Annotated in this window: 16 protein-coding genes, 1 tRNA gene and 3 rRNA genes; 12 read left to right on the top strand and 8 right to left on the bottom strand. The window is 51.9% G+C overall.

Annotated features, from left to right (window positions below; all coding sequences use genetic code 11):
• Window positions 1-993, top strand: coding sequence for a ribose operon transcriptional repressor RbsR (gene rbsR, locus AWR26_RS25460; RefSeq protein ID WP_139227958.1), 993 nt, complete (start codon window positions 1-3; stop codon window positions 991-993).
• Here rbsR and mdtD read toward each other — a convergent pair.
• Together mdtD and AWR26_RS25450 are read right to left on the bottom strand one after the other, a co-directional pair.
• Window positions 985-2,388, bottom strand: coding sequence for a multidrug transporter subunit MdtD (gene mdtD, locus AWR26_RS25455; protein WP_064568900.1), 1,404 nt, complete (start codon window positions 2,386-2,388; stop codon window positions 985-987). The genes rbsR and mdtD overlap by 9 nt on opposite strands.
• A gap of 11 nt (window positions 2,389-2,399) precedes the next feature.
• The gene (locus AWR26_RS25450) at window positions 2,400-3,089 is read right to left on the bottom strand and encodes a FadR/GntR family transcriptional regulator (protein ID WP_043955973.1); all 690 of its coding nucleotides are present in this window, start codon (window positions 3,087-3,089) and stop codon (window positions 2,400-2,402) included.
• A 458-nt stretch (window positions 3,090-3,547) separates the two neighbouring features.
• Between AWR26_RS25450 and AWR26_RS25445 the strand changes: the two genes are divergently transcribed.
• From AWR26_RS25445 to rrf, 4 genes are all read left to right on the top strand, one after another.
• A 16S ribosomal RNA gene (locus AWR26_RS25445) occupies window positions 3,548-5,087 on the top strand.
• 85 nt (window positions 5,088-5,172) lie between these two features.
• Window positions 5,173-5,248 (top strand) — tRNA-Glu (locus AWR26_RS25440).
• A gap of 194 nt (window positions 5,249-5,442) precedes the next feature.
• Window positions 5,443-8,347 (top strand): 23S ribosomal RNA (locus tag AWR26_RS25435).
• 94 nt (window positions 8,348-8,441) lie between these two features.
• Window positions 8,442-8,557, top strand: a 5S ribosomal RNA gene (gene rrf, locus AWR26_RS25430).
• Together the 16S, 23S and 5S rRNA genes with 1 tRNA gene alongside form the textbook arrangement of a ribosomal RNA operon.
• Before the next feature lie 77 nt (window positions 8,558-8,634).
• Here rrf and mobB read toward each other — a convergent pair.
• Together mobB and mobA are read right to left on the bottom strand one after the other, a co-directional pair.
• Window positions 8,635-9,138: a molybdopterin-guanine dinucleotide biosynthesis protein MobB gene (gene mobB, locus AWR26_RS25425; protein WP_043955972.1), complete on the bottom strand. Its 504-nt coding sequence runs from the start codon at window positions 9,136-9,138 to the stop codon at window positions 8,635-8,637.
• Window positions 9,139-9,140: 2 nt separating this feature from the next.
• Complete coding sequence (mobA, locus tag AWR26_RS25420; RefSeq protein WP_244256260.1) at window positions 9,141-9,662, bottom strand: molybdenum cofactor guanylyltransferase MobA; 522 nt, start codon at window positions 9,660-9,662, stop codon at window positions 9,141-9,143.
• A gap of 126 nt (window positions 9,663-9,788) precedes the next feature.
• Between mobA and AWR26_RS25415 the strand changes: the two genes are divergently transcribed.
• The 3 genes from AWR26_RS25415 (at window position 9,789) to dsbA (ending at window position 11,761) form a co-directional block, all read left to right on the top strand.
• The gene (locus AWR26_RS25415; protein WP_064568898.1) at window positions 9,789-10,058 is read left to right on the top strand and encodes a YihD family protein; all 270 of its coding nucleotides are present in this window, start codon (window positions 9,789-9,791) and stop codon (window positions 10,056-10,058) included.
• Between the two features lie 76 nt (window positions 10,059-10,134).
• Window positions 10,135-11,121 carry a serine/threonine protein kinase gene (locus AWR26_RS25410; protein WP_064568897.1) on the top strand — a complete coding sequence of 329 codons (987 nt, stop codon included), beginning with the start codon at window positions 10,135-10,137 and terminating at the stop codon, window positions 11,119-11,121.
• A 16-nt stretch (window positions 11,122-11,137) separates the two neighbouring features.
• Window positions 11,138-11,761, top strand: a complete 624-nt coding sequence (gene dsbA / locus AWR26_RS25405) for a thiol:disulfide interchange protein DsbA (protein WP_064568896.1) — start codon at window positions 11,138-11,140, stop codon at window positions 11,759-11,761.
• Window positions 11,762-11,775: 14 nt separating this feature from the next.
• On the opposite strand, the gene AWR26_RS25400 is transcribed toward dsbA, so the two are convergent.
• On the bottom strand, window positions 11,776-12,684 hold the full coding sequence (locus tag AWR26_RS25400) for an acyltransferase (RefSeq protein ID WP_064568895.1): 909 nt from the start codon (window positions 12,682-12,684) through the stop codon (window positions 11,776-11,778).
• Between the two features lie 425 nt (window positions 12,685-13,109).
• On the opposite strand from AWR26_RS25400, the gene polA reads away from it, so the two are divergent.
• Window positions 13,110-15,896, top strand: a complete 2,787-nt coding sequence (gene polA / locus AWR26_RS25395; RefSeq protein WP_074922587.1) for a DNA polymerase I — start codon at window positions 13,110-13,112, stop codon at window positions 15,894-15,896.
• A gap of 166 nt (window positions 15,897-16,062) precedes the next feature.
• Complete coding sequence (locus AWR26_RS25975) at window positions 16,063-16,110, top strand: spot 42 RNA, inhibition of DNA synthesis (protein ID WP_071892919.1); 48 nt, start codon at window positions 16,063-16,065, stop codon at window positions 16,108-16,110.
• An 83-nt stretch (window positions 16,111-16,193) separates the two neighbouring features.
• Here AWR26_RS25975 and yihA read toward each other — a convergent pair whose 3' ends face one another.
• Complete coding sequence (gene yihA / locus AWR26_RS25390; RefSeq protein WP_072043126.1) at window positions 16,194-16,820, bottom strand: ribosome biogenesis GTP-binding protein YihA/YsxC; 627 nt, start codon at window positions 16,818-16,820, stop codon at window positions 16,194-16,196.
• A 580-nt stretch (window positions 16,821-17,400) separates the two neighbouring features.
• Here yihA and yihI point away from each other — a divergent pair.
• Window positions 17,401-17,904, top strand: a complete 504-nt coding sequence (gene yihI, locus AWR26_RS25385; protein WP_074922589.1) for a Der GTPase-activating protein YihI — start codon at window positions 17,401-17,403, stop codon at window positions 17,902-17,904.
• Window positions 17,905-18,090: 186 nt separating this feature from the next.
• On the top strand, window positions 18,091-19,464 hold the full coding sequence (hemN, locus tag AWR26_RS25380; protein WP_074922591.1) for an oxygen-independent coproporphyrinogen III oxidase: 1,374 nt from the start codon (window positions 18,091-18,093) through the stop codon (window positions 19,462-19,464).
• A gap of 76 nt (window positions 19,465-19,540) precedes the next feature.
• Here the strand turns inward: hemN and AWR26_RS25375 are convergent, their stop codons facing one another.
• Window positions 19,541-19,663, bottom strand: a complete 123-nt coding sequence (locus tag AWR26_RS25375) for a YshB family small membrane protein (RefSeq protein WP_139227972.1) — start codon at window positions 19,661-19,663, stop codon at window positions 19,541-19,543.
• A gap of 111 nt (window positions 19,664-19,774) precedes the next feature.
• The gene (gene glnG / locus AWR26_RS25370; RefSeq protein WP_043955965.1) at window positions 19,775-21,184 is read right to left on the bottom strand and encodes a nitrogen regulation protein NR(I); all 1,410 of its coding nucleotides are present in this window, start codon (window positions 21,182-21,184) and stop codon (window positions 19,775-19,777) included.
• Between the last annotated feature and the right edge of the window lie 3 nt (window positions 21,185-21,187).

Below are 21,187 nucleotides of genomic sequence, written 5' to 3'. Positions count from 1 at the left end.
TTGGCCACCATGAAGGATGTTGCCCGCGTGGCGGGCGTTTCCACCTCAACGGTATCCCACGTTATTAACAAAGATCGCTTTGTCAGTGATGCTGTTCGGGAGAAGGTGGAAACGGCGATCAAAACGCTGAACTATGCCCCTTCCGCGCTGGCGCGGAGTCTGAAAATCAATCAGACCCGCACCATCGGCATGCTGATAACCGCCAGTACTAATCCCTTTTATTCCGAGCTGGTGCGCGGCGTGGAGCGTAGCTGTTTTGAGCGCGGTTACAGCCTGGTGTTGTGCAATACCGAAGGTGATGAACAGCGGATGAACAGTAATCTGGAAACGCTGATGCAGAAGCGCGTCGACGGGTTGTTGCTGTTATGCACTGAGACCCATCAGCCTTCGCAAGAGATCATGCAGCGCTATCCTTCCATACCGACTGTAATGATGGACTGGGCGCCATTTAACGGTGATAGCGATCTGATTCAGGATAACTCCTTGCTGGGTGGCGATATGGCAACGCAGTATCTGATCAATAAAGGATTCACGCGTATAGCCTGTATCACCGGGCCACTGGATAAAACGCCTGCGCGTTTGCGTCTGGAGGGGTATCGCGAAGCGATGACGCGCGCCGGGTTAACCATTCGTGAAGGCGATGAAATCGAGAGCGACTTTGAATTCGGTGGCGGTTTTGATGCCATGCAGGCATTACTGGCGATGAACGAACGCCCGCAGGCGGTCTTTATCGGCAACGATGCGATGGCTGTTGGCGCATACCAGGCTTTGTATCAGGCCGGGTTGAAGATCCCGCAAGATATGGCGATTGTCGGTTACGACGATATTGAACTGGCGCGCTATATGACTCCACCGCTCACCACTATTCATCAACCAAAAGATGAACTGGGTGAGCTGGCAATTGACGTGCTTATCCACCGTATTGCTGAACCGGGTTTACAGCAACAGCGGTTGCAGCTCACGCCGATTCTGATCGAGCGCGGTTCAGCCTGATTTTTTGTGGCGCTCTTTGATTAGGTTGCGGCCATCTTTCGCTTTCAGCAGCATAAAGACCAGCGCGGAGAGCAGCGTGATAGCGCCCATGGTAATAAAGGTATAGTGGAACTGCTCCACAGTATTAATGCTATCGAACCCTTCATAGAAACGCAGCACCGCAGCGCTGACCGCGACCCCCAGACTTATCGATAACTGTTGCGTAACCGCCAGGACGCTGTTGCCGCTGCTGGCATTTTCATCGGTTAAGTCCGCCAGAGTAATAGTATTCATCGAGGTAAACTGGGTGGACATTGCCATCCCCAGGATGAACAGCGGCAGCACCAGCATCCATACTGCCATCGCCGGCGTTTGCAGCGCGAACTGGGCAATCATCAAACCAATAAACAGCGTAATACCAACCAGCGTCTTGCGATAACCGAACCAGCGCAATATCTGTGTGACCGTGGATTTTGCCAGAATAGAGCCCAGCGCGGTTGGCGCCATCATGCAACCAGCAATCAGCGCGGGATACCCAAAACCGACCTGCAACATCAGCGGCATCAAAAACGGTACGCAACCCGTCCCCAGGCGGGAAGCAATGTTCCCGGCGATGCCGACGGAAAAGGTGCGGGTGTTAAACAGATTGAGTGATATCAGCGGCCCAGGATGGCGGCGCGCATGGCGGACGTAAGCCCAAAGCAAACCGAGACCGCTGAGGATAATTGCGAAAGCAATCCAGCTGGCGACCAGCTTCTCTCCAAATAGCTCCATGCCGCTGGAAAACAGCACAAGGCTTAAACCAAAAAGGAAAAAGCCCCCCATATCGAAACTTCGCCGTGGCGTGGTGAAGTTCGGCATATATTTCCGCGCATAGAAGAGGCCTGCGATACCAATCGGGATATTAATCAAAAAGATCCAGTGCCAGCTTGCCCAGGTGACCAGCACGCCGCCCAATACCGGGCCAAGAATCGGCCCGACAAGCCCGGGCATGGTGACGAAGTTCAGGACCGGCAGTAATTCACTGCGCGGATACGCGCGTAGTAATGCCAGACGGGCTACCGGCATCATCATCGCACCGCCAATCCCCTGAATGACACGGAATATCACCAGCATTGGCAGTGAGTTGGAGAGCGCGCACGCCAGTGAGCCGAGAGTAAACAGGCTTACCGCCAGCATAAATACCCGACGAGTGCCAAAACGGTCTGCCAGCCAGCCGCTCATCGGGATCAACATTGCCACTGTCAGCGTGTAACTAATGATGGTGGATTGCATCGCCAGCGGAGAACGGCCAAGACTCTGTGCTATTGCGGGTAATGCGGTGTTAAGAATGGTGGCATCCAGTGCCTGCATAAAAAAAGCCATTGCTGCGATCCATGGCAGGCCAGCCATACTGCGCGCTTTCTTCTCTGTCATACCAATTCCCGTTAATTAGGCGTATTCAGTAATAACTGGCTCGCCCGGAATGCGCTCTCGCCGTCGCTTTCCTGAATGGCGTCCACAATCGCCTGGTGAAGGTCGAGTTTGATCACTTCGTTTTGCGTTATAGAGGTAAAGTAGGTGTGGTAAATCGAATGAAAGAGTGAAGAGAAAGAAATAAGGAAGGGGTTATCACTCATTGCGTAGATGTGTTCATGCCAGGCCATATCCACTTCAATCCAGCGTTCGCGGTTAAAGTTCTTTTTCAGGCTGACCATCTCTTCCATTAAGGTATTGAGATACGCTTTTTGTTCTGCGCTGGCGAGTGTTGCTGCGAGCAGGCAAGCTTGAGGCTCAAGGCTGCTGCGCATAATAAGGAAGTGCTGAATAATTTCCTTGAAGTTGTCCTCGTGCATCCACCAGAACAACAATTCTTTATCAAGGAAGTTCCAGTTGTCGCGGGGCATTACCCGGGTACCGATACGCGGGCGAGGCAAGACCATCCCTTTTGCGGTTAATGTCTTTACCGCTTCCCTGACTGCGGTGCGGCTCACGCCAAACTTCTCACCCAGTTCCATCTCACCCGGCAAAATCGAGCCCGGAGCATATTCACCTTTCAGGATCTGTTGCGCCAGTTTCTCTGCTAGCACCCAGGAGATGTTTTTCTGCGCGGCAAGCTGCTGTGCGTTTAAAGGCATTTCTCACTTCCTTTTTTCTTTGTATCACTTGCTAGTATGCCATTCGATATCTATCAGTGGTGGCAAAAACAGCAAAATCAGTTATTCATGCCTCTTTTTGCCGCGTTTTGTTGAAAAAAAACACGGTTGAAAACTTTTTTCAAATTAGGGGTTGTCAGCCGGAATTAACTCCCTATAATGCGCCTCCACTGACACGGCACAACGGCAAACACACCGGCCTGTCAGGCGAAGAAATCTGAAAATAATCAGTTGACTTCACGGCGGGAAAGCGTAATATGCACACCCCGCGCCGCAGCGAAAACACAGCGGCACTGCTCTTTAACAATTTATCAGACAATCTGTGTGGGCACTCAGGTGACGCGGATTCTTGAATGTCTTCGGACAAAAATGAATACCAAGTCTCAACGAGTGAACACGTAATTCATTACGAAGTTTAATTCATTGAGCATCAAACTTTTAAATTGAAGAGTTTGATCATGGCTCAGATTGAACGCTGGCGGCAGGCCTAACACATGCAAGTCGAACGGTAGCACAGAGAGCTTGCTCTCGGGTGACGAGTGGCGGACGGGTGAGTAATGTCTGGGAAACTGCCTGATGGAGGGGGATAACTACTGGAAACGGTAGCTAATACCGCATAACGTCGCAAGACCAAAGAGGGGGACCTTCGGGCCTCTTGCCATCAGATGTGCCCAGATGGGATTAGCTAGTAGGCGGGGTAATGGCCCACCTAGGCGACGATCCCTAGCTGGTCTGAGAGGATGACCAGCCACACTGGAACTGAGACACGGTCCAGACTCCTACGGGAGGCAGCAGTGGGGAATATTGCACAATGGGCGCAAGCCTGATGCAGCCATGCCGCGTGTGTGAAGAAGGCCTTCGGGTTGTAAAGCACTTTCAGCGGGGAGGAAGGCGGTACGGTTAATAACCGTGCCGATTGACGTTACCCGCAGAAGAAGCACCGGCTAACTCCGTGCCAGCAGCCGCGGTAATACGGAGGGTGCAAGCGTTAATCGGAATTACTGGGCGTAAAGCGCACGCAGGCGGTCTGTCAAGTCGGATGTGAAATCCCCGGGCTCAACCTGGGAACTGCATTCGAAACTGGCAGGCTGGAGTCTCGTAGAGGGAGGTAGAATTCCAGGTGTAGCGGTGAAATGCGTAGAGATCTGGAGGAATACCGGTGGCGAAGGCGGCCTCCTGGACGAAGACTGACGCTCAGGTGCGAAAGCGTGGGGAGCAAACAGGATTAGATACCCTGGTAGTCCACGCCGTAAACGATGTCGATTTGGAGGTTGTGCCCTTGAGGCGTGGCTTCCGGAGCTAACGCGTTAAATCGACCGCCTGGGGAGTACGGCCGCAAGGTTAAAACTCAAATGAATTGACGGGGGCCCGCACAAGCGGTGGAGCATGTGGTTTAATTCGATGCAACGCGAAGAACCTTACCTGGTCTTGACATCCACAGAACCTGGCAGAGATGCCGGGGTGCCTTCGGGAACTGTGAGACAGGTGCTGCATGGCTGTCGTCAGCTCGTGTTGTGAAATGTTGGGTTAAGTCCCGCAACGAGCGCAACCCTTATCCTTTGTTGCCAGCGGTCCGGCCGGGAACTCAAAGGAGACTGCCAGTGATAAACTGGAGGAAGGTGGGGATGACGTCAAGTCATCATGGCCCTTACGACCAGGGCTACACACGTGCTACAATGGCGCATACAAAGAGAAGCGACCTCGCGAGAGCAAGCGGACCTCATAAAGTGCGTCGTAGTCCGGATTGGAGTCTGCAACTCGACTCCATGAAGTCGGAATCGCTAGTAATCGTGAATCAGAATGTCACGGTGAATACGTTCCCGGGCCTTGTACACACCGCCCGTCACACCATGGGAGTGGGTTGCAAAAGAAGTAGGTAGCTTAACCTTCGGGAGGGCGCTTACCACTTTGTGATTCATGACTGGGGTGAAGTCGTAACAAGGTAACCGTAGGGGAACCTGCGGTTGGATCACCTCCTTACCTTAAAAGAACCCATCCCTGAAGTGCTCACACAGATTGTCTGATGAAAAGTAAAAAGCAAGGCGTCTTGCGAAGCAGACTATGTGTCCCCTTCGTCTAGAGGCCCAGGACACCGCCCTTTCACGGCGGTAACAGGGGTTCGAATCCCCTAGGGGACGCCACTTGCGCGGGAATGTGTGAAAGGCGTTGCCCATCCGTATCTCAAAACTGACTTACGAGTCATGTTTGAGATATATGCTCTTTAAAAATCTGGATCAAGCTGAAAATTGAAACACTGAACAACGCAAGTTGTTCGTGAGTCTCTCAAATTTTCGCAATGCGATGATGAATCGGAAGAAACATCTTCGGGTTGTGAGGTTAAGCGACTAAGCGTACACGGTGGATGCCCTGGCAGTCAGAGGCGATGAAGGACGTGCTAATCTGCGAAAAGCGCCGGCGAGGTGATATGAACCCTTGACCCGGCGATGTCCGAATGGGGAAACCCGGTGCACTTCGGTGCATCATCACAGCATGAATCCATAGTGCTGTGAAGCGAACCGGGGGAACTGAAACATCTAAGTACCCCGAGGAAAAGAAATCAACCGAGATTCCCCCAGTAGCGGCGAGCGAACGGGGAGGAGCCCAGAGCCTGAATCAGCTTGTGTGTTAGTGGAAGCGTCCGGAAAGTCGCGCGATACAGGGTGACAGCCCCGTACACGAAAACGCACAGGCTGTGAGCTCGATGAGTAGGGCGGGACACGTGGTATCCTGTCTGAATATGGGGGGACCATCCTCCAAGGCTAAATACTCCTGACTGACCGATAGTGAACCAGTACCGTGAGGGAAAGGCGAAAAGAACCCCGGCGAGGGGAGTGAAAAAGAACCTGAAACCGTGTACGTACAAGCAGTGGGAGCACCTTCGGGTGTGACTGCGTACCTTTTGTATAATGGGTCAGCGACTTATATTCTGTAGCAAGGTTAACCGTATAGGGGAGCCGCAGGGAAACCGAGTCTTAACTGGGCGTTAAGTTGCAGGGTATAGACCCGAAACCCGGTGATCTAGCCATGGGCAGGTTGAAGGTTGGGTAACACTAACTGGAGGACCGAACCGACTAATGTTGAAAAATTAGCGGATGACCTGTGGCTGGGGGTGAAAGGCCAATCAAACCGGGAGATAGCTGGTTCTCCCCGAAAGCTATTTAGGTAGCGCCTCGTGAATTCATCTCCGGGGGTAGAGCACTGTTTCGGCTAGGGGGCCATCCCGGCTTACCAACCCGATGCAAACTACGAATACCGGAGAATGTTATCACGGGAGACACACGGCGGGTGCTAACGTCCGTCGTGAAGAGGGAAACAACCCAGACCGCCAGCTAAGGTCCCAAAGTCATGGTTAAGTGGGAAACGATGTGGGAAGGCCCAGACAGCCAGGATGTTGGCTTAGAAGCAGCCATCATTTAAAGAAAGCGTAATAGCTCACTGGTCGAGTCGGCCTGCGCGGAAGATGTAACGGGGCTAAACCATGCACCGAAGCTGCGGCAGCGACGCTTATGCGTTGTTGGGTAGGGGAGCGTTCTGTAAGCCTGTGAAGGTGGCCTGTGAGGGCTGCTGGAGGTATCAGAAGTGCGAATGCTGACATAAGTAACGATAAAGCGGGTGAAAAGCCCGCTCGCCGGAAGACCAAGGGTTCCTGTCCAACGTTAATCGGGGCAGGGTGAGTCGACCCCTAAGGCGAGGCCGAAAGGCGTAGTCGATGGGAAACAGGTTAATATTCCTGTACTTGGTGTTACTGCGAAGGGGGGACGGAGAAGGCTATGTTGGCCGGGCGACGGTTGTCCCGGTTTAAGCGTGAAGGTGTGTGCTCCAGGCAAATCCGGAGTGCTTTAACACTGAGGCGTGATGACGAGGCACCACGGTGCTGAAGCAACAAATGCCCTGCTTCCAGGAAAAGCCTCTAAGCTCCAGGTAACACGAAATCGTACCCCAAACCGACACAGGTGGTCAGGTAGAGAATACCAAGGCGCTTGAGAGAACTCGGGTGAAGGAACTAGGCAAAATGGTGCCGTAACTTCGGGAGAAGGCACGCTGATGCGTAGGTGAAGCGACTTGCTCGTGGAGCTGAAATCAGTCGAAGATACCAGCTGGCTGCAACTGTTTATTAAAAACACAGCACTGTGCAAACACGAAAGTGGACGTATACGGTGTGACGCCTGCCCGGTGCCGGAAGGTTAATTGATGGGGTTATCCGTAAGGAGAAGCTCCTGATCGAAGCCCCGGTAAACGGCGGCCGTAACTATAACGGTCCTAAGGTAGCGAAATTCCTTGTCGGGTAAGTTCCGACCTGCACGAATGGCGTAATGATGGCCAGGCTGTCTCCACCCGAGACTCAGTGAAATTGAACTCGCTGTGAAGATGCAGTGTACCCGCGGCAAGACGGAAAGACCCCGTGAACCTTTACTATAGCTTGACACTGAACATTGAGCCTTGATGTGTAGGATAGGTGGGAGGCTTTGAAGCGTGGACGCCAGTCTGCGTGGAGCCAGCCTTGAAATACCACCCTTTAATGTTTGATGTTCTAACGTTGACCCGTAATCCGGGTTGCGGACAGTGTCTGGTGGGTAGTTTGACTGGGGCGGTCTCCTCCTAAAGCGTAACGGAGGAGCACGAAGGTCAGCTAATCCTGGTCGGACATCAGGAGGTTAGTGCAATGGCATAAGCTGGCTTGACTGCGAGCGTGACGGCGCGAGCAGGTGCGAAAGCAGGTCATAGTGATCCGGTGGTTCTGAATGGAAGGGCCATCGCTCAACGGATAAAAGGTACTCCGGGGATAACAGGCTGATACCGCCCAAGAGTTCATATCGACGGCGGTGTTTGGCACCTCGATGTCGGCTCATCACATCCTGGGGCTGAAGTAGGTCCCAAGGGTATGGCTGTTCGCCATTTAAAGTGGTACGCGAGCTGGGTTTAGAACGTCGTGAGACAGTTCGGTCCCTATCTGCCGTGGGCGCTGGAGAACTGAGGGGGGCTGCTCCTAGTACGAGAGGACCGGAGTGGACGCATCACTGGTGTTCGGGTTGTCATGCCAATGGCACTGCCCGGTAGCTAAATGCGGAAGAGATAAGTGCTGAAAGCATCTAAGCACGAAACTTGCCCCGAGATGAGTTCTCCCTGAGACTTCGAGTCTCCTGAAGGAACGTTGAAGACGACGACGTTGATAGGCCGGGTGTGTAAGCGCAGCGATGCGTTGAGCTAACCGGTACTAATGAACCGTGAGGCTTAACCTTACAACGCCGAAGATGTTTTGGCGTGAGAGAGAATTTTCAGCGTGATACAGATTAGACCGGTGTGCCCTGGGGGCATGGCGGTGAACAGAATTTGCCTGGCGGCACTAGCGCGGTGGTCCCACCTGACCCCATGCCGAACTCAGAAGTGAAACGCCGTAGCGCCGATGGTAGTGTGGGGTCTCCCCATGCGAGAGTAGGGAACTGCCAGGCATCAAACCAGTGAAGAGGCCATCCGCAAGGATGGCCTTTTTGCGTCTGCGCTCAGATAAAATAAAAGGTCACACGCTCTATGCGCGTAACCAATGAAGAATAAAGCCAGCAATCTGAGCAATATCATTTATATCCAGCACCGGTACATCAAGTTCCAGTGCTACATCGCTGGCTACCGCAATAACATGCTCATCCAGTATAAGCTCTTGCAGATTATGCCCGCAGTCCTGTCGCCAGAGCATAATTTTAGCCACGGGCTCATGTTTAAAACCCTCGACCAGCACTAAATCCAGTTTCGTTGCATCCATTCGACCTGCAAGATACGCCAGATCCAGACTGGTTTCATCCGGTGTTTCTGTCATCAGCGCCCAACGCTGCGAACTGGCGACCAGAGTTTGTGCTGCTCCCGCCTTGCGCAGCTCAAAGCTATCTTTACCCGGTTTATCGACATCCATATCATGGTGAGTATGTTTTATTAAGCCCGGACGAATACCATGAGCGCAAAGTTCTGGAATCAATTTCTTGAGGAGTGTGGTCTTTCCTGTACCGCTCCATGCGGCAATAGCCAGTAGTGGAATCATAGTTACTCCTGCCAATGAGCCAGCTCTTCCGGGGTATTCACATTAGCGAAAGCGGCTTTAACATCGCTAAAATCTACCGCATGGCCGCCAGCCTCGCGCAGGAATATCATTACCCTGCGTTCACCGCTTGCCAGGTATGCCTGTAAAGAGGGCATGATATCGCGATGAATCAACGCGATAGTTGGATGATCCCGCTCGCCATCGTGGACCCAGACAGCCAAGGCCTTCTGACGGTTTCTCTGTAGCCGTATAGCAAGATCTGCCGGTATATGTGGGGTATCGCAGGGACAGAAAAGGAACCATGATCCTGAATGTTGCTGCATTACCGATAGCATTCCTGCCAGTGGCCCGGGATAATTACGTAGCGTATCCGTCAGCACTGGCAGGCCACTGGCACGATAGATATCGAGGTTTCGATTAGCGCTAATTACCATATCGGTCACCTGTGGCTTCAGTTTCTGCGCTACATGCTGCCAAAGTGGCTGGCCATTAAGTTGCAATAATCCCTTATCATTTCCTCCCATGCGTGAGGCTTTCCCCCCCGCCAGTATTACGCCAGTTACCGCATCACTTACTGCCACCAGTATCGCCTCTTTTATTGTGGGTTTGACCCTGCTAACGTGTCTGTACCAAGAGTAAGGAGCACGAACATGAAATGTAAACGCCTGAACGAAGTTATCGAACTTCTCCAGCCAGCGTGGCAAAAAGAACCCGAATTAAACTTAATGCAATTCTTGCAGAAACTGGCGCAAGAGTCAGGTTATGAGGGCGAACTGGCCGATTTAAGTGATGACATCCTGATTTATCATCTGAAAATGCGTGACTCAGCGAAAGATGCCGTCATCCCTGGTATTCAGAAGGATTATGAAGAAGATTTTAAAACCGCTCTGCTGCGCGCTCGCGGCGTAATTAAAGAGTAAAAGCTTGTAAGCGGCGCCACTGAACGCGCCGCGAAATGGTATCCTGAATTAATTCGTCGAATTTTCGGATGCCAGGATGACCTGTAACGCTTTTACTTTCCAGACACTACACCCCGACACCATCATGGATGCGCTATTTGCGCAGGGGATCCGTGTGGATTCTGGCCTTACTCCGCTAAATAGCTACGAAAACCGCGTTTATCAATTTCAGGACGAAGATCGCCGTCGGTATGTAGTGAAATTTTATCGTCCTGAGCGCTGGTCGGTTGCGCAGATCCTTGAAGAGCACGAGTTTGCCCTGGATCTTCAGCACGATGATGTACCGGTTGCCGCACCGCTTGCCTTTAATCACCAGACCTTACTCACTCATCAGGATTTCTATTTTGCTGTCTTCCCAAGCGTTGGCGGACGGCAATTCGAAGCCGACAACCTGGATCAAATGGAATGGGTTGGTCGCTATCTTGGGCGATTGCATCAAACCGGCAGCAAAAAACGTTTTACTCATCGCCCGGATATTGGCGTTAAAGAGTATTTAATTGAACCCCGCCAGTTATTTGAAACCACTACGCTTATTCCTGCGTCATTGAAAGAGGCATTTTTGAGCGCTGTTGATAAGCTTATTGATGCTGTTATGGAGCAGTGGCACAGCCGTTTCAATCTCCTGCGTCTGCACGGCGACTGTCATGCTGGCAATATTCTCTGGCGTGACGGGCCGATGTTTGTTGACTTAGACGATGCACGTAATGGTCCTGCGGTACAGGATCTATGGATGCTGCTGCATGGCGATAAAGCCGAGCAGCGCATGCAACTGGAGATGATCGTCGAAGCGTATGAAGAGTTTTGTGAATTTAATCGTGCCGAACTTGGCCTGATAGAGCCTCTTCGCGCCATGCGTCAGGTCTACTATCTGGCGTGGCTTATTCGTCGCTGGGACGATCCGGCGTTTCCGAAAAACTTCCCATGGCTGCGCAGTGAAGATTACTGGCGCAGCCAGACTTCGATTTTTCTGGATCAGGTGAATGTTCTGCAAGAACCACCTTTAGCATTAACACCAATGTATTAAATGGAGAGAATTAACCATGAAGAAGATCTTTTTGGCGCTGGCAGGAATGATTCTGGCTTTTAGCGCCGCAGCTGCTCAACCCACTGATGGTAAGCAGTTTATTACGCTTGATAAGCCAGTGGCAGGGGAGCCGCAGGTCCTTGAGTTCTTTTCGTTCTATTGCCCGCATTGCTATGACTTTGAACAGGTATGGCACGTTGCCAGCGCTGTGAAAGAAAAGCTGCCACAGGGCACCAAAATGACCAAGTACCATGTTGAATTTCTGGGGCCGCTGGGTAAAGAAATGACCCAGGCCTGGGCGGTTGCAATGGCGCTTGGCGTGGAAGATAAAATTACTTCCCCCATGTTTGAAGCGGTGCAAAAAACTCAGACTGTCCAGTCCGTTGCCGATATCCGCGATGTCTTCATCAGCGCTGGCGTAAAAGGCGAAGAGTATGATGCGGCGTGGAACAGCTTCGTGGTGAAATCACTGGTTGCACAGCAGGAAAAAGCGGCTGCTGACCTTCAATTGCAGGGCGTTCCTGCCATGTTCGTTAACGGTAAATACCAGGTTAACCAGCAGGGTATGGACGGCAGTAGCCTGGATGCTTTCGTGAAAGACTACGCAGATACAGTAAAATATCTGGTAGAGAAGAAGTAAAAAAATAACGCCGGTCAATGACCGGCGTTTTTATATTGCGCTTTTATCGCGTCGATATGTTCATCTTTGCCGGACCATAATTTATTCAGCCATTGCTGAAAACCGCGTTTAAAATTCTTGTCGTTGACGTAATCGCCATGCAGTTCTTCATTCACCGGCAGCAAATTAATACGTACGACAATGCGTGTCAGCTTGCCGCTGAGCATATCAAAGAAAGGCGTCTTATCATTTTCCGGGTAGCACAAAGTAACATCCAGTAGCTTATCAAACTGTTCTCCCAGCACATTCAGCGCCATGGCAATACCGGCCGCTTTTGGTGGCAATAGATTTTTGAAGGGGGAACGTGTCTGCCGACGCTTTTCCTCGGTAAAGCGCGAGCCTTCCACGAAATTCACAATCGTTGTGGGATGATGGCGAAACTTCTCACACGAGCGCCGTGTGGTTTCCACATCTTTGCCGCGGCGCTCCGGGTGACGGAGCAGATAGCTTCTGGAGTAGCGGCGCATAAATGGCATATCCAGCGCCCAGCAGGCGAGCCCGATAAAGGGTACCCAGGCGAGTTGTTGCTTAAGGAAATATTTATTCATCGGGATATGTTTGCGAAACAGCACGCATAACACCACGATATCTGCCCAGCTATGGTGATTGCAGATCAGCAAATACCAGTTCTTTTTATTCAGTCCTTCCAGCCCTTCAACATCCCATTTTAAATGCGGGTTGAGATGCAGCAGCCATGAGAGGCCTGCACACCAGCAATACATCATGAAATTACAGAAGGCTGAGATTGCTCTCCACAAGACAGGCACTGGAAGCAGCAGCTTGAGTAAGCCCGCGACAATAATTGGCACGGAGCAAAAAATAGTAACCAGTATGGTAAGCAGGACACTCATAAACAGAGTAAATACTGCAAGCAATCTCGACATAGTTAAAGTATTCAGAAAGTTAGCTACTAAAGGCACATAATAAAGAAGAGTAAGGCGCTGATTTTAGCAGAAAACCCAGTGCAGGAATGCTTAAACCTTGCTGGTAATACCCGGTGCCTCTGGAATAGAGAATGCCGATTGACTTTTCTTATATCCACATAGAGTAAATTGCCATCAAAAGGCAATAATGATCTTTTATCTTTGCGTAACTAATTAAATATAAAGTGATTGTGTTTTTTTACGATCGCCAGAAGGGCACAAAAATCCAGCCGGACAGAAATTATTCACAAACTTATCCACAGGTTTATTGTGCGAGCGATCCCGACGATCGCGAAATCTTTTCCGGCAAATACCGTGAAAAACTCATGTTTTCTCCCTGTCTGTGGCATCCTTTAGCTATAAATTGATAAACAGGCACGGACATCATGGTTCAGATCCCAGAAAATCCCCTTATCCTTGTTGACGGTTCATCTTACCTCTATCGCGCATATCATGCGTTCCCGCCGCTAACCAACAGCGCCGGAGAACCCACCGGTGCCATGTACGGCGTGCTGAATATGCTGCGTAGCCTGATCCTGCAATATCAGCCGACCCATGCCGCCGTGGTGTTTGATGCGAAAGGAAAAACCTTCCGTGATGAGCTGTTTGAGCATTACAAATCTCATCGTCCTCCGATGCCAGACGATCTGCGTGCGCAAATAGAACCGCTGCACGCCATGGTTAAAGCGATGGGCCTGCCGTTATTGGCGGTTTCTGGCGTGGAAGCGGATGATGTGATCGGCACGCTGGCGCGAGAAGCCGAGAAAATGGGACGCCCGGTGCTGATCAGTACCGGTGATAAGGATATGGCGCAACTGGTAACGCCGGGTATCACGTTGATCAATACTATGACCAACACCATTCTCGGCCCGGATGAGGTTGTCACTAAATACGGTGTACCGCCTGAACTGATCATCGATTTCCTGGCGCTGATGGGCGACTCCTCCGATAACATTCCGGGCGTTCCTGGCGTGGGTGAGAAAACCGCGCAGGCGCTGCTACAAGGGCTGGGTGGTCTGGATACGCTGTATGCTGAATCAGATAAAATTGCCGGACTGACCTTCCGTGGTGCAAAAAACATGGCCGCGAAGCTGGAGCAGAATAAAGAGGTGGCGTACCTCTCTTATCAACTGGCGACCATCAAAACCGATGTCCAACTGGAACTGACGTGTGAGCAACTGGAAGTGCAGCAACCTGCGGTTCAGGAACTGCTTGGGTTGTTTAAGCAATATGAATTCAAACGCTGGATAACAGACGTCGAAGCCGGTAAATGGTTGCAAGCGAAAAGCGCGAAACCTGCGGCGAAACCGCAGGAAACCATTGTGGTGGAAGCGGAAGCTGATATGCCGGCCGCCACACTCTCTGCGGAACAATACGTCACTATTCTTGACGAAGAGACGTTGCAACAGTGGATCGCGAAACTGAAGAGCGCGCCGCTGTTTGCCTTTGATACCGAAACGGACAGCCTCGATAATATCAGTGCTAATCTGGTTGGCCTCTCCTTTGCGATTGAACCAGGCGTCGCCGCTTATGTGCCGGTCGCGCATGATTATCTTGATGCGCCTGACCAAATCGACCGCGATCGCGTGTTAGAACTGCTTAAACCGCTGCTGGAAGATGAGAATGCCCGCAAAGTAGGGCAAAACCTGAAATACGATCGCGGTGTGCTGGAAAACTACGGCATTGAGCTACGCGGTATCGTGTTCGACACCATGCTCGAATCCTACACGTTGGATAGCGTTGTCGGCCGCCACGATATGGACAGCCTGTCTGAACGCTGGTTGCAGCATAAGACCATCACTTTTGAAGAGATTGCCGGCAAGGGCAAAAACCAGCTTACTTTTAACCAAATCGCTCTGGAACAGGCGGGGCGCTACGCGGCGGAAGATGCTGATGTCACGCTGCAACTGCATCTTAAGATGTGGCCGGAGTTGCAAAAAAATGCCGGGCCGCTGAATGTATTCCAGAATATCGAAATGCCGCTGGTGCCAGTGCTCTCGCGCATTGAACGTAACGGCGTCAATATTGATCCTGCGGTGCTGCATAAGCATTCCGAAGAGCTGACATTGCGCCTGGCTGAGCTGGAGAAAAAAGCGCACGACATTGCAGGTGAGCCATTTAACCTCTCATCAACCAAGCAGTTGCAAACCATTCTGTTTGAAAAACAGGGGATTAAACCGCTGAAGAAAACGCCGGGCGGCGCGCCTTCAACGTCAGAAGAGGTGCTGGAAGAGCTGGCGCTTGATTATCCGTTGCCGAAAGTCATTCTGGAATACCGTGGGTTGGCCAAGCTCAAATCAACCTACACCGACAAGCTGCCGCTGATGATTAATCCAAAAACCGGCCGTGTACACACCTCGTATCACCAGGCGGTAACGGCAACCGGGCGTTTGTCATCTACCGATCCAAACCTGCAAAACATTCCGGTGCGCAATGATGAAGGGCGACGCATTCGCCAGGCGTTTATTGCGCCGAAAGATTATGTGATTGTCTCGGCAGACTACTCGCAAATTGAACTGCGTATTATGGCGCATTTGTCGCGCGATAAAGGCCTGCTGTCAGCCTTTGCTGAAGGTAAAGATATTCACCGGGCGACCGCCGCCGAAGTCTTCGGTTTGCCGCTGGAAAGCGTAAGCAATGAACAGCGTCGCAGTGCGAAAGCGATCAACTTTGGTTTGATCTACGGAATGAGTGCCTTTGGTTTGTCCCGACAGCTTAATATTCCGCGCAAAGAGTCGCAGAAGTATATGGATCTTTACTTTGAGCGTTACCCTGGCGTACTGGAGTATATGGAGCGCACACGGGCGCAGGCGAAAGATCGCGGTTATGTGGAAACGCTGGAGGGCCGTCGTCTCTATTTGCCGGACATCAAATCAAGCAATGCCGCCCGACGTGCAGGGGCGGAGCGTGCAGCAATCAACGCACCGATGCAGGGTACGGCGGCCGATATCATCAAACGGGCAATGATTGCCGTGGATGGCTGGCTGCAAAGCGAAAAACCTCGCGTGCGTATGATCATGCAGGTGCACGATGAACTGGTGTTCGAAGTGCATAAAGATGACGTTGATGCCGTGTCGAAAAAGATCCATGAATTAATGGAAAGCAGCACCACGCTTGATGTGCCTTTGCTGGTGGAAGTGGGGAGCGGGCAAAACTGGGATCAAGCGCACTAAGCGTTCGGTGAATAAGGCGCTTTTTCTGTAAGTAAGCAACATATCGCCGACAGTTTTGTGACAATCATTAGAATTCCATATGTAAAAATTGAAAAGAAATTACAAAAAGTGCTTTGTCCGGATCCAAAAAGGGAGTAAAGTTATTTGCGTAGGGTACAGAGGTAAGATGTTCTATCTTTCAGACCTTTTACTTCACGTAATCGGATTTGGCTGAATATTTAGCCGCCCCAGTCAGTAATGACTGGGGCGTTTTTTATTGTGCGAAAGAAAAAGCGCGGCGGACGCCGCACCTGAGAATTATGCGTCGGTTTCTTCAACCGGCGGCAGGGAACTGAACCAGCCGTCCAGTTTTTCACGCAATTTATCCACGCCCTGTTTTTTCAGTGAAGAGAATGCTTCAACCTGCACTTCACCGTTAAAAGCCAGCACCGCTTCCCGTACCATATTAAGCTGCGTTTTACGTGCGCCGCTGGCCAGTTTGTCTGCTTTGGTCAGCAGCACGAGAACCTGCAAGTTGCTCTCTACTGCCCATGAGATCATCTGCTGATCGAGATCTTTTAATGGATGGCGAATGTCCATCAGCACCACCAGCCCCTGCAAGCACTGGCGTTTTTCCAGATATTCCCCCAATGAGCGTTGCCATTTGAGCTTCATCTCTTCCGGCACTTCGGCGTAGCCGTAACCCGGCAAATCGACGAGGCGTTTGCCCTCGGCAACTTCAAAGAGGTTAATCAGTTGCGTACGGCCAGGGGTTTTTGAGGTGCGCGCCAGGTTTTTCTGTTGAGTTAATGTGTTAAGCGCGCTCGATTTACCTGCATTGGAACGGCCGGCAAAAGCCACTTCAACGCCGGTATCGGCAGGCAAGTGGCGAATATCAGGCGCACTGGTGACAAAATGCGTCTTTTGGTAATTCAGGTTTGTCAAAACGGTCGTCTCCATCATCAAAGCATGCGGCGATTATACCTGAACCGGAACAAAAGGCTGTTTTTCTCGCCAGAAACCTGTCCGGCAGCCGTAAGCCATTACCGCGCCATTTGTAAGATATTGGCCCTTCCTGCTATGCGAACTTTCAGAGAAATTTCAGGTTGATAAATGGATAAGAATATTTTAATCAATAACTTATGGTTGAAGAATAGTCTGAAACTAGCGTTTCAAGTCCTGTTAATGCTTGTCTGTTTAGCTCAGAAGGTTAAAGTAACCCTCACAAGGCAGGAGGCCTGAAAGGGAAGGAAGACTCAAGGAACGAGGGGTCGGGAGCGCCAGGAGGCGAAGACCACAGGATAACGTCAGGAGATGTTTGCAAGGAAAGGGACCTCAACAGGGAACGTTCTTAGCTAAGGGATAGACAGGGCAGTTGACAGCAAACAGGGAACGTAAAACCCGGCTTCGGGTTGAAGGTCAAGAAAAAAGGCGACGGTTTACACTGTCGCCTTTTTTCTTTGCTTGCTTTCTGCTAGATTCCGCCGCAATTCTATACTGAAGAAAACGACTTAAGACGACTATTATGAAAAAACCGTCCTCCAATCCGCGCAGCAAAGTGCGCCGCAAAACCCGTGAAGAATTGAATCAGGAAGGCCGCGAACGTAAACGCGAGAAAAAGCATCGCGGTAATGTCTCTGGCAGCCGTGCGAACGGTGGCGGTGAGTCTTCTGGCACCGGTAAAGGCAAGTTGCAGAAAGACCCGCGCGTTGGCAGCAAAAAACCGATCCCGCTGGGTGTCACCGACACACCGGTCAACAAGCAGCACAAACCTAAGAGCGAGAAACCTATGCTTTCACCGCAGGCTGAGTTGGAGATGCTGGAAACGGATGAGCGCCTGGATGCGCTACTGGAACGTCTTGAAGAGGGTGAAACCCTGAGCGCTGATGATCAGGCATGGGTTGACGCCAAACTGGACCGCATCGATGAGTTGATGCAGAAACTGGGCCTTTCTTACGATGATGATGAAGACGACGAAGAAGAGGAAGGCCGGGAAGATATGATGCGCCTGCTGAAAGGCGGCAACTGATCCTTTTCTATGGGCTTTCCCGTCCTGCTTATAACCCTTCCGGTTATATGTTATCTGGTGTGGTTATTCGTTAAACTACAGCGGTTGTCGCAGCGCAAAGTGTGGCTGCGCAACCGGCTTATGACCCGCAACGAGGTCAGGCCGGGCCGCCGGAACCGCCAGCGGCGTCATCGGAAGGAGTAAGCAATGTCAGAGCAAATTATCGACTGGGATCTGGCCCTGATCCAGAAATATAACTATTCCGGGCCGCGCTACACGTCCTATCCCACCGCGCTGGAGTTTTCAGACGCTTACGGCGAAGAGGATTTTCGCCAGGCGGTTGCGCGTTATCCTGAGCGCCCGCTGTCGCTGTATGTGCATATTCCGTTTTGCCACAAACTTTGCTACTTCTGTGGCTGCAATAAAATCGTCACCCGCCAGCAGCATAAGGCCGATCAATATCTCGATGCGCTGGAGCAGGAAATTGCCCATCGCGCGCCGTTGTTTCGCGGTCGCCACGTCAGCCAGTTGCATTGGGGCGGCGGTACGCCAACATACCTCAACAAAACGCAAATCAGCCGCCTGATGGGGCTGCTGCGCAGCCATTTTGATTTCAATACTGACGCAGAGATCTCTATTGAGGTCGATCCCCGTGAAATCGAACTCGACGTGCTTGACCATTTGCGTGCGGAAGGTTTTAACCGTCTGAGTATGGGCGTGCAGGATTTCAACAAAGAGGTGCAAAGGCTGGTCAACCGCGAGCAGGACGAAGCGTTTATCTTTGCGTTGCTCAACCACGCCCGTGAGATTGGTTTTACCTCAACAAATATCGATCTGATTTATGGGTTACCGAAACAGACGCCGGAAAGCTTCGCCTTTACGCTACAACGTGTTGCAGAGCTTAGCCCGGATCGCCTGAGCGTCTTCAACTATGCGCATCTGCCGACGCTGTTTGCCGCGCAACGCAAAATCAAAGACGCCGATCTGCCTTCGGCGCAGCAGAAGCTCGATATTTTGCAACAAACCATCGCCTCACTGACCGGCTCCGGTTATCAGTTTATCGGCATGGATCACTTCGCCCGCCCGGATGATGAGCTGGCGATTGCCCAGCGCGACGGCGTTTTGCACCGTAACTTCCAGGGCTATACCACGCAGGGCGACAGTGATTTGCTGGGGCTGGGCGTTTCCGCCATCAGTATGATCGGCGACGGCTATGCGCAAAACCAGAAAGAGTTGAAGCTCTACTACCAGCAGGTTGACGAACGCGGCGATGCGTTGTGGCGCGGTATTGCGCTTACCCGTGACGACTGTATTCGCCGTGATGTGATTAAAGGCCTGATTTGTAATTTCCGGCTGGATTTCGGTGCGACGGAACGCGTATGGGATCTTAATTTCCGCGACTATTTTGCTGAAGACTTACGCCTGTTAGCGCCGCTGATGAACGATGGGCTGGTGGAGATGAATGAGCAGGGGCTACAGGTCACACCGAAAGGGCGTTTGCTGATCCGCAATATTTGTATGTGCTTTGATGCGTATTTGCGCCAGAAAGCGCGTATGCAGCAGTTCTCAAGGGTAATTTAAGTGAAAGCGTTATCAGGCCAGGGCAAAAAACCACTGGCCTGAAACGCATAGCACCTTGCGGCGGCGGCAAGCGAAACTAACTAAACAGCCCAACCAGCGCGGCGCAAAGAACAGCCGCGATGGCCGTTTGCGGTGTGTGGCTTGCTGATGCGCCAGCTTCGACGCCCGCACTGACCACATTGATAATTGATTCCAGCATCATGAACTCCCCCGTGAACGGGCAAGATCATACTTCACTGCGATAAACAGTAAAGCGCAAAATAGCGTCAATTTGCGGCTGAGATTCATAATTTACATTTTTACCCGCACGTTACTCCATCCCCAGCTCTTTCAACTTGCGTGTCAGAGTATTACGTCCCCAGCCAAGCAAGCGCGCCGCTTCCTGTTTATGCCCCTGAGTATGGCGCAGCGCGGTGGTCAGCAGTGTCCGTTCCATCTCTGGTTGCGCTTCAGAAAGCAGGTTTTGATGTCCGGAACGTAATGCCCGATCGGCCCACTGCGCCAGCAGCGTTGCCCAGCTGTCAGGCAAACTCTGCGACGGGCTGTCCGGCACCGAGGTTTCAAACAGTTCACTGGGCAGATCCTGGATCAACACTTCCTGGCCCGCAGCCATCACCGTTAACCAGCGACAGGTATTTTCAAGCTGACGTACGTTACCCGGCCAGGCCAGACGCGTGAGCGCCGCTTCGGTTTCCGGATGCAGCTGCTTGGCTTCGACACCCAGTTCGCGTGCCGCAACCTGCAAGAAGTGACGCGCAAGACGAGGAATGTCTTCCCGGCGTTCGCGCAGCGGCGGCAAGTGGACGCGAATAACGTTCAGCCGGTGGAACAAATCCTCACGGAATTTGCCTTCCTGAACGCGCAGCTCCAGATTCTGGTGCGTCGCTGCAATAATGCGCACATCAACCTTTACCGGCGCGTAGCCGCCGACACGATAGAACTGGCCGTCGGCCAGCACGCGCAACAAACGGGTTTGCACATCCAGCGGCATGTCGCCAATTTCGTCGAGAAATAGCGTCCCGCCATCAGCCTGTTCAAAACGCCCCTGGCGGATAGTATTCGCACCGGTAAAGGCACCTTTCTCGTGGCCAAACAGTTCTGATTCAATCAGATCTTTGGGAATTGCCGCCATATTCAGGGCGATAAACGGCGCTTTCACTCGCGGACTATGGCGATGCAACGCATGCGCCACCAGTTCTTTACCGGTCCCGGATTCACCGTTAATCAGGACGCTAATCGACGAGCGTGACAGACGGCCGATAATGCGAAACACATCCTGCATCGCCGGCGCTTCGCCGATAATATCGGTGGTCGGGCCGCTGGCCTGTATATTGCGCGGCTGCTGCTGTTCCTGATAATGGCTAATCGCACGTTCAACCAGCGCGACGGCTTCATCGATATCAAAAGGTTTGGGCAGGTAATCAAATGCCCCTTGCTGATAAGCGCTTACCGCCGCATCCAGATCGGAATGCGCGGTCATAATGATGACCGGAAGCATTGGATGGCGCTGTTTGATCTGTTTTAACAGTGCAAGTCCATCCATCCCTGGCATACGAATATCGGAAAGCAGTACATCCGGGGTTTTGGTGGTGAGCGCATCAAGCACTTCATTGGCACTTTCAAACGTTGTACAACTCAAGCCTGCCCCGCTGAGCGCGCGTTCCAGCACCCAACGGATGGAGCTATCGTCATCAACGATCCAGACTATCCCTCGTTGCATAAA

The sequence above is a fragment of the Kosakonia oryzae genome (assembly GCF_001658025.2).
In the GTDB taxonomy this organism is placed as follows: Bacteria; Pseudomonadota; Gammaproteobacteria; order Enterobacterales; family Enterobacteriaceae; genus Kosakonia; species Kosakonia oryzae.
This window is presented reverse-complemented; position numbering and strand designations above follow the sequence as displayed.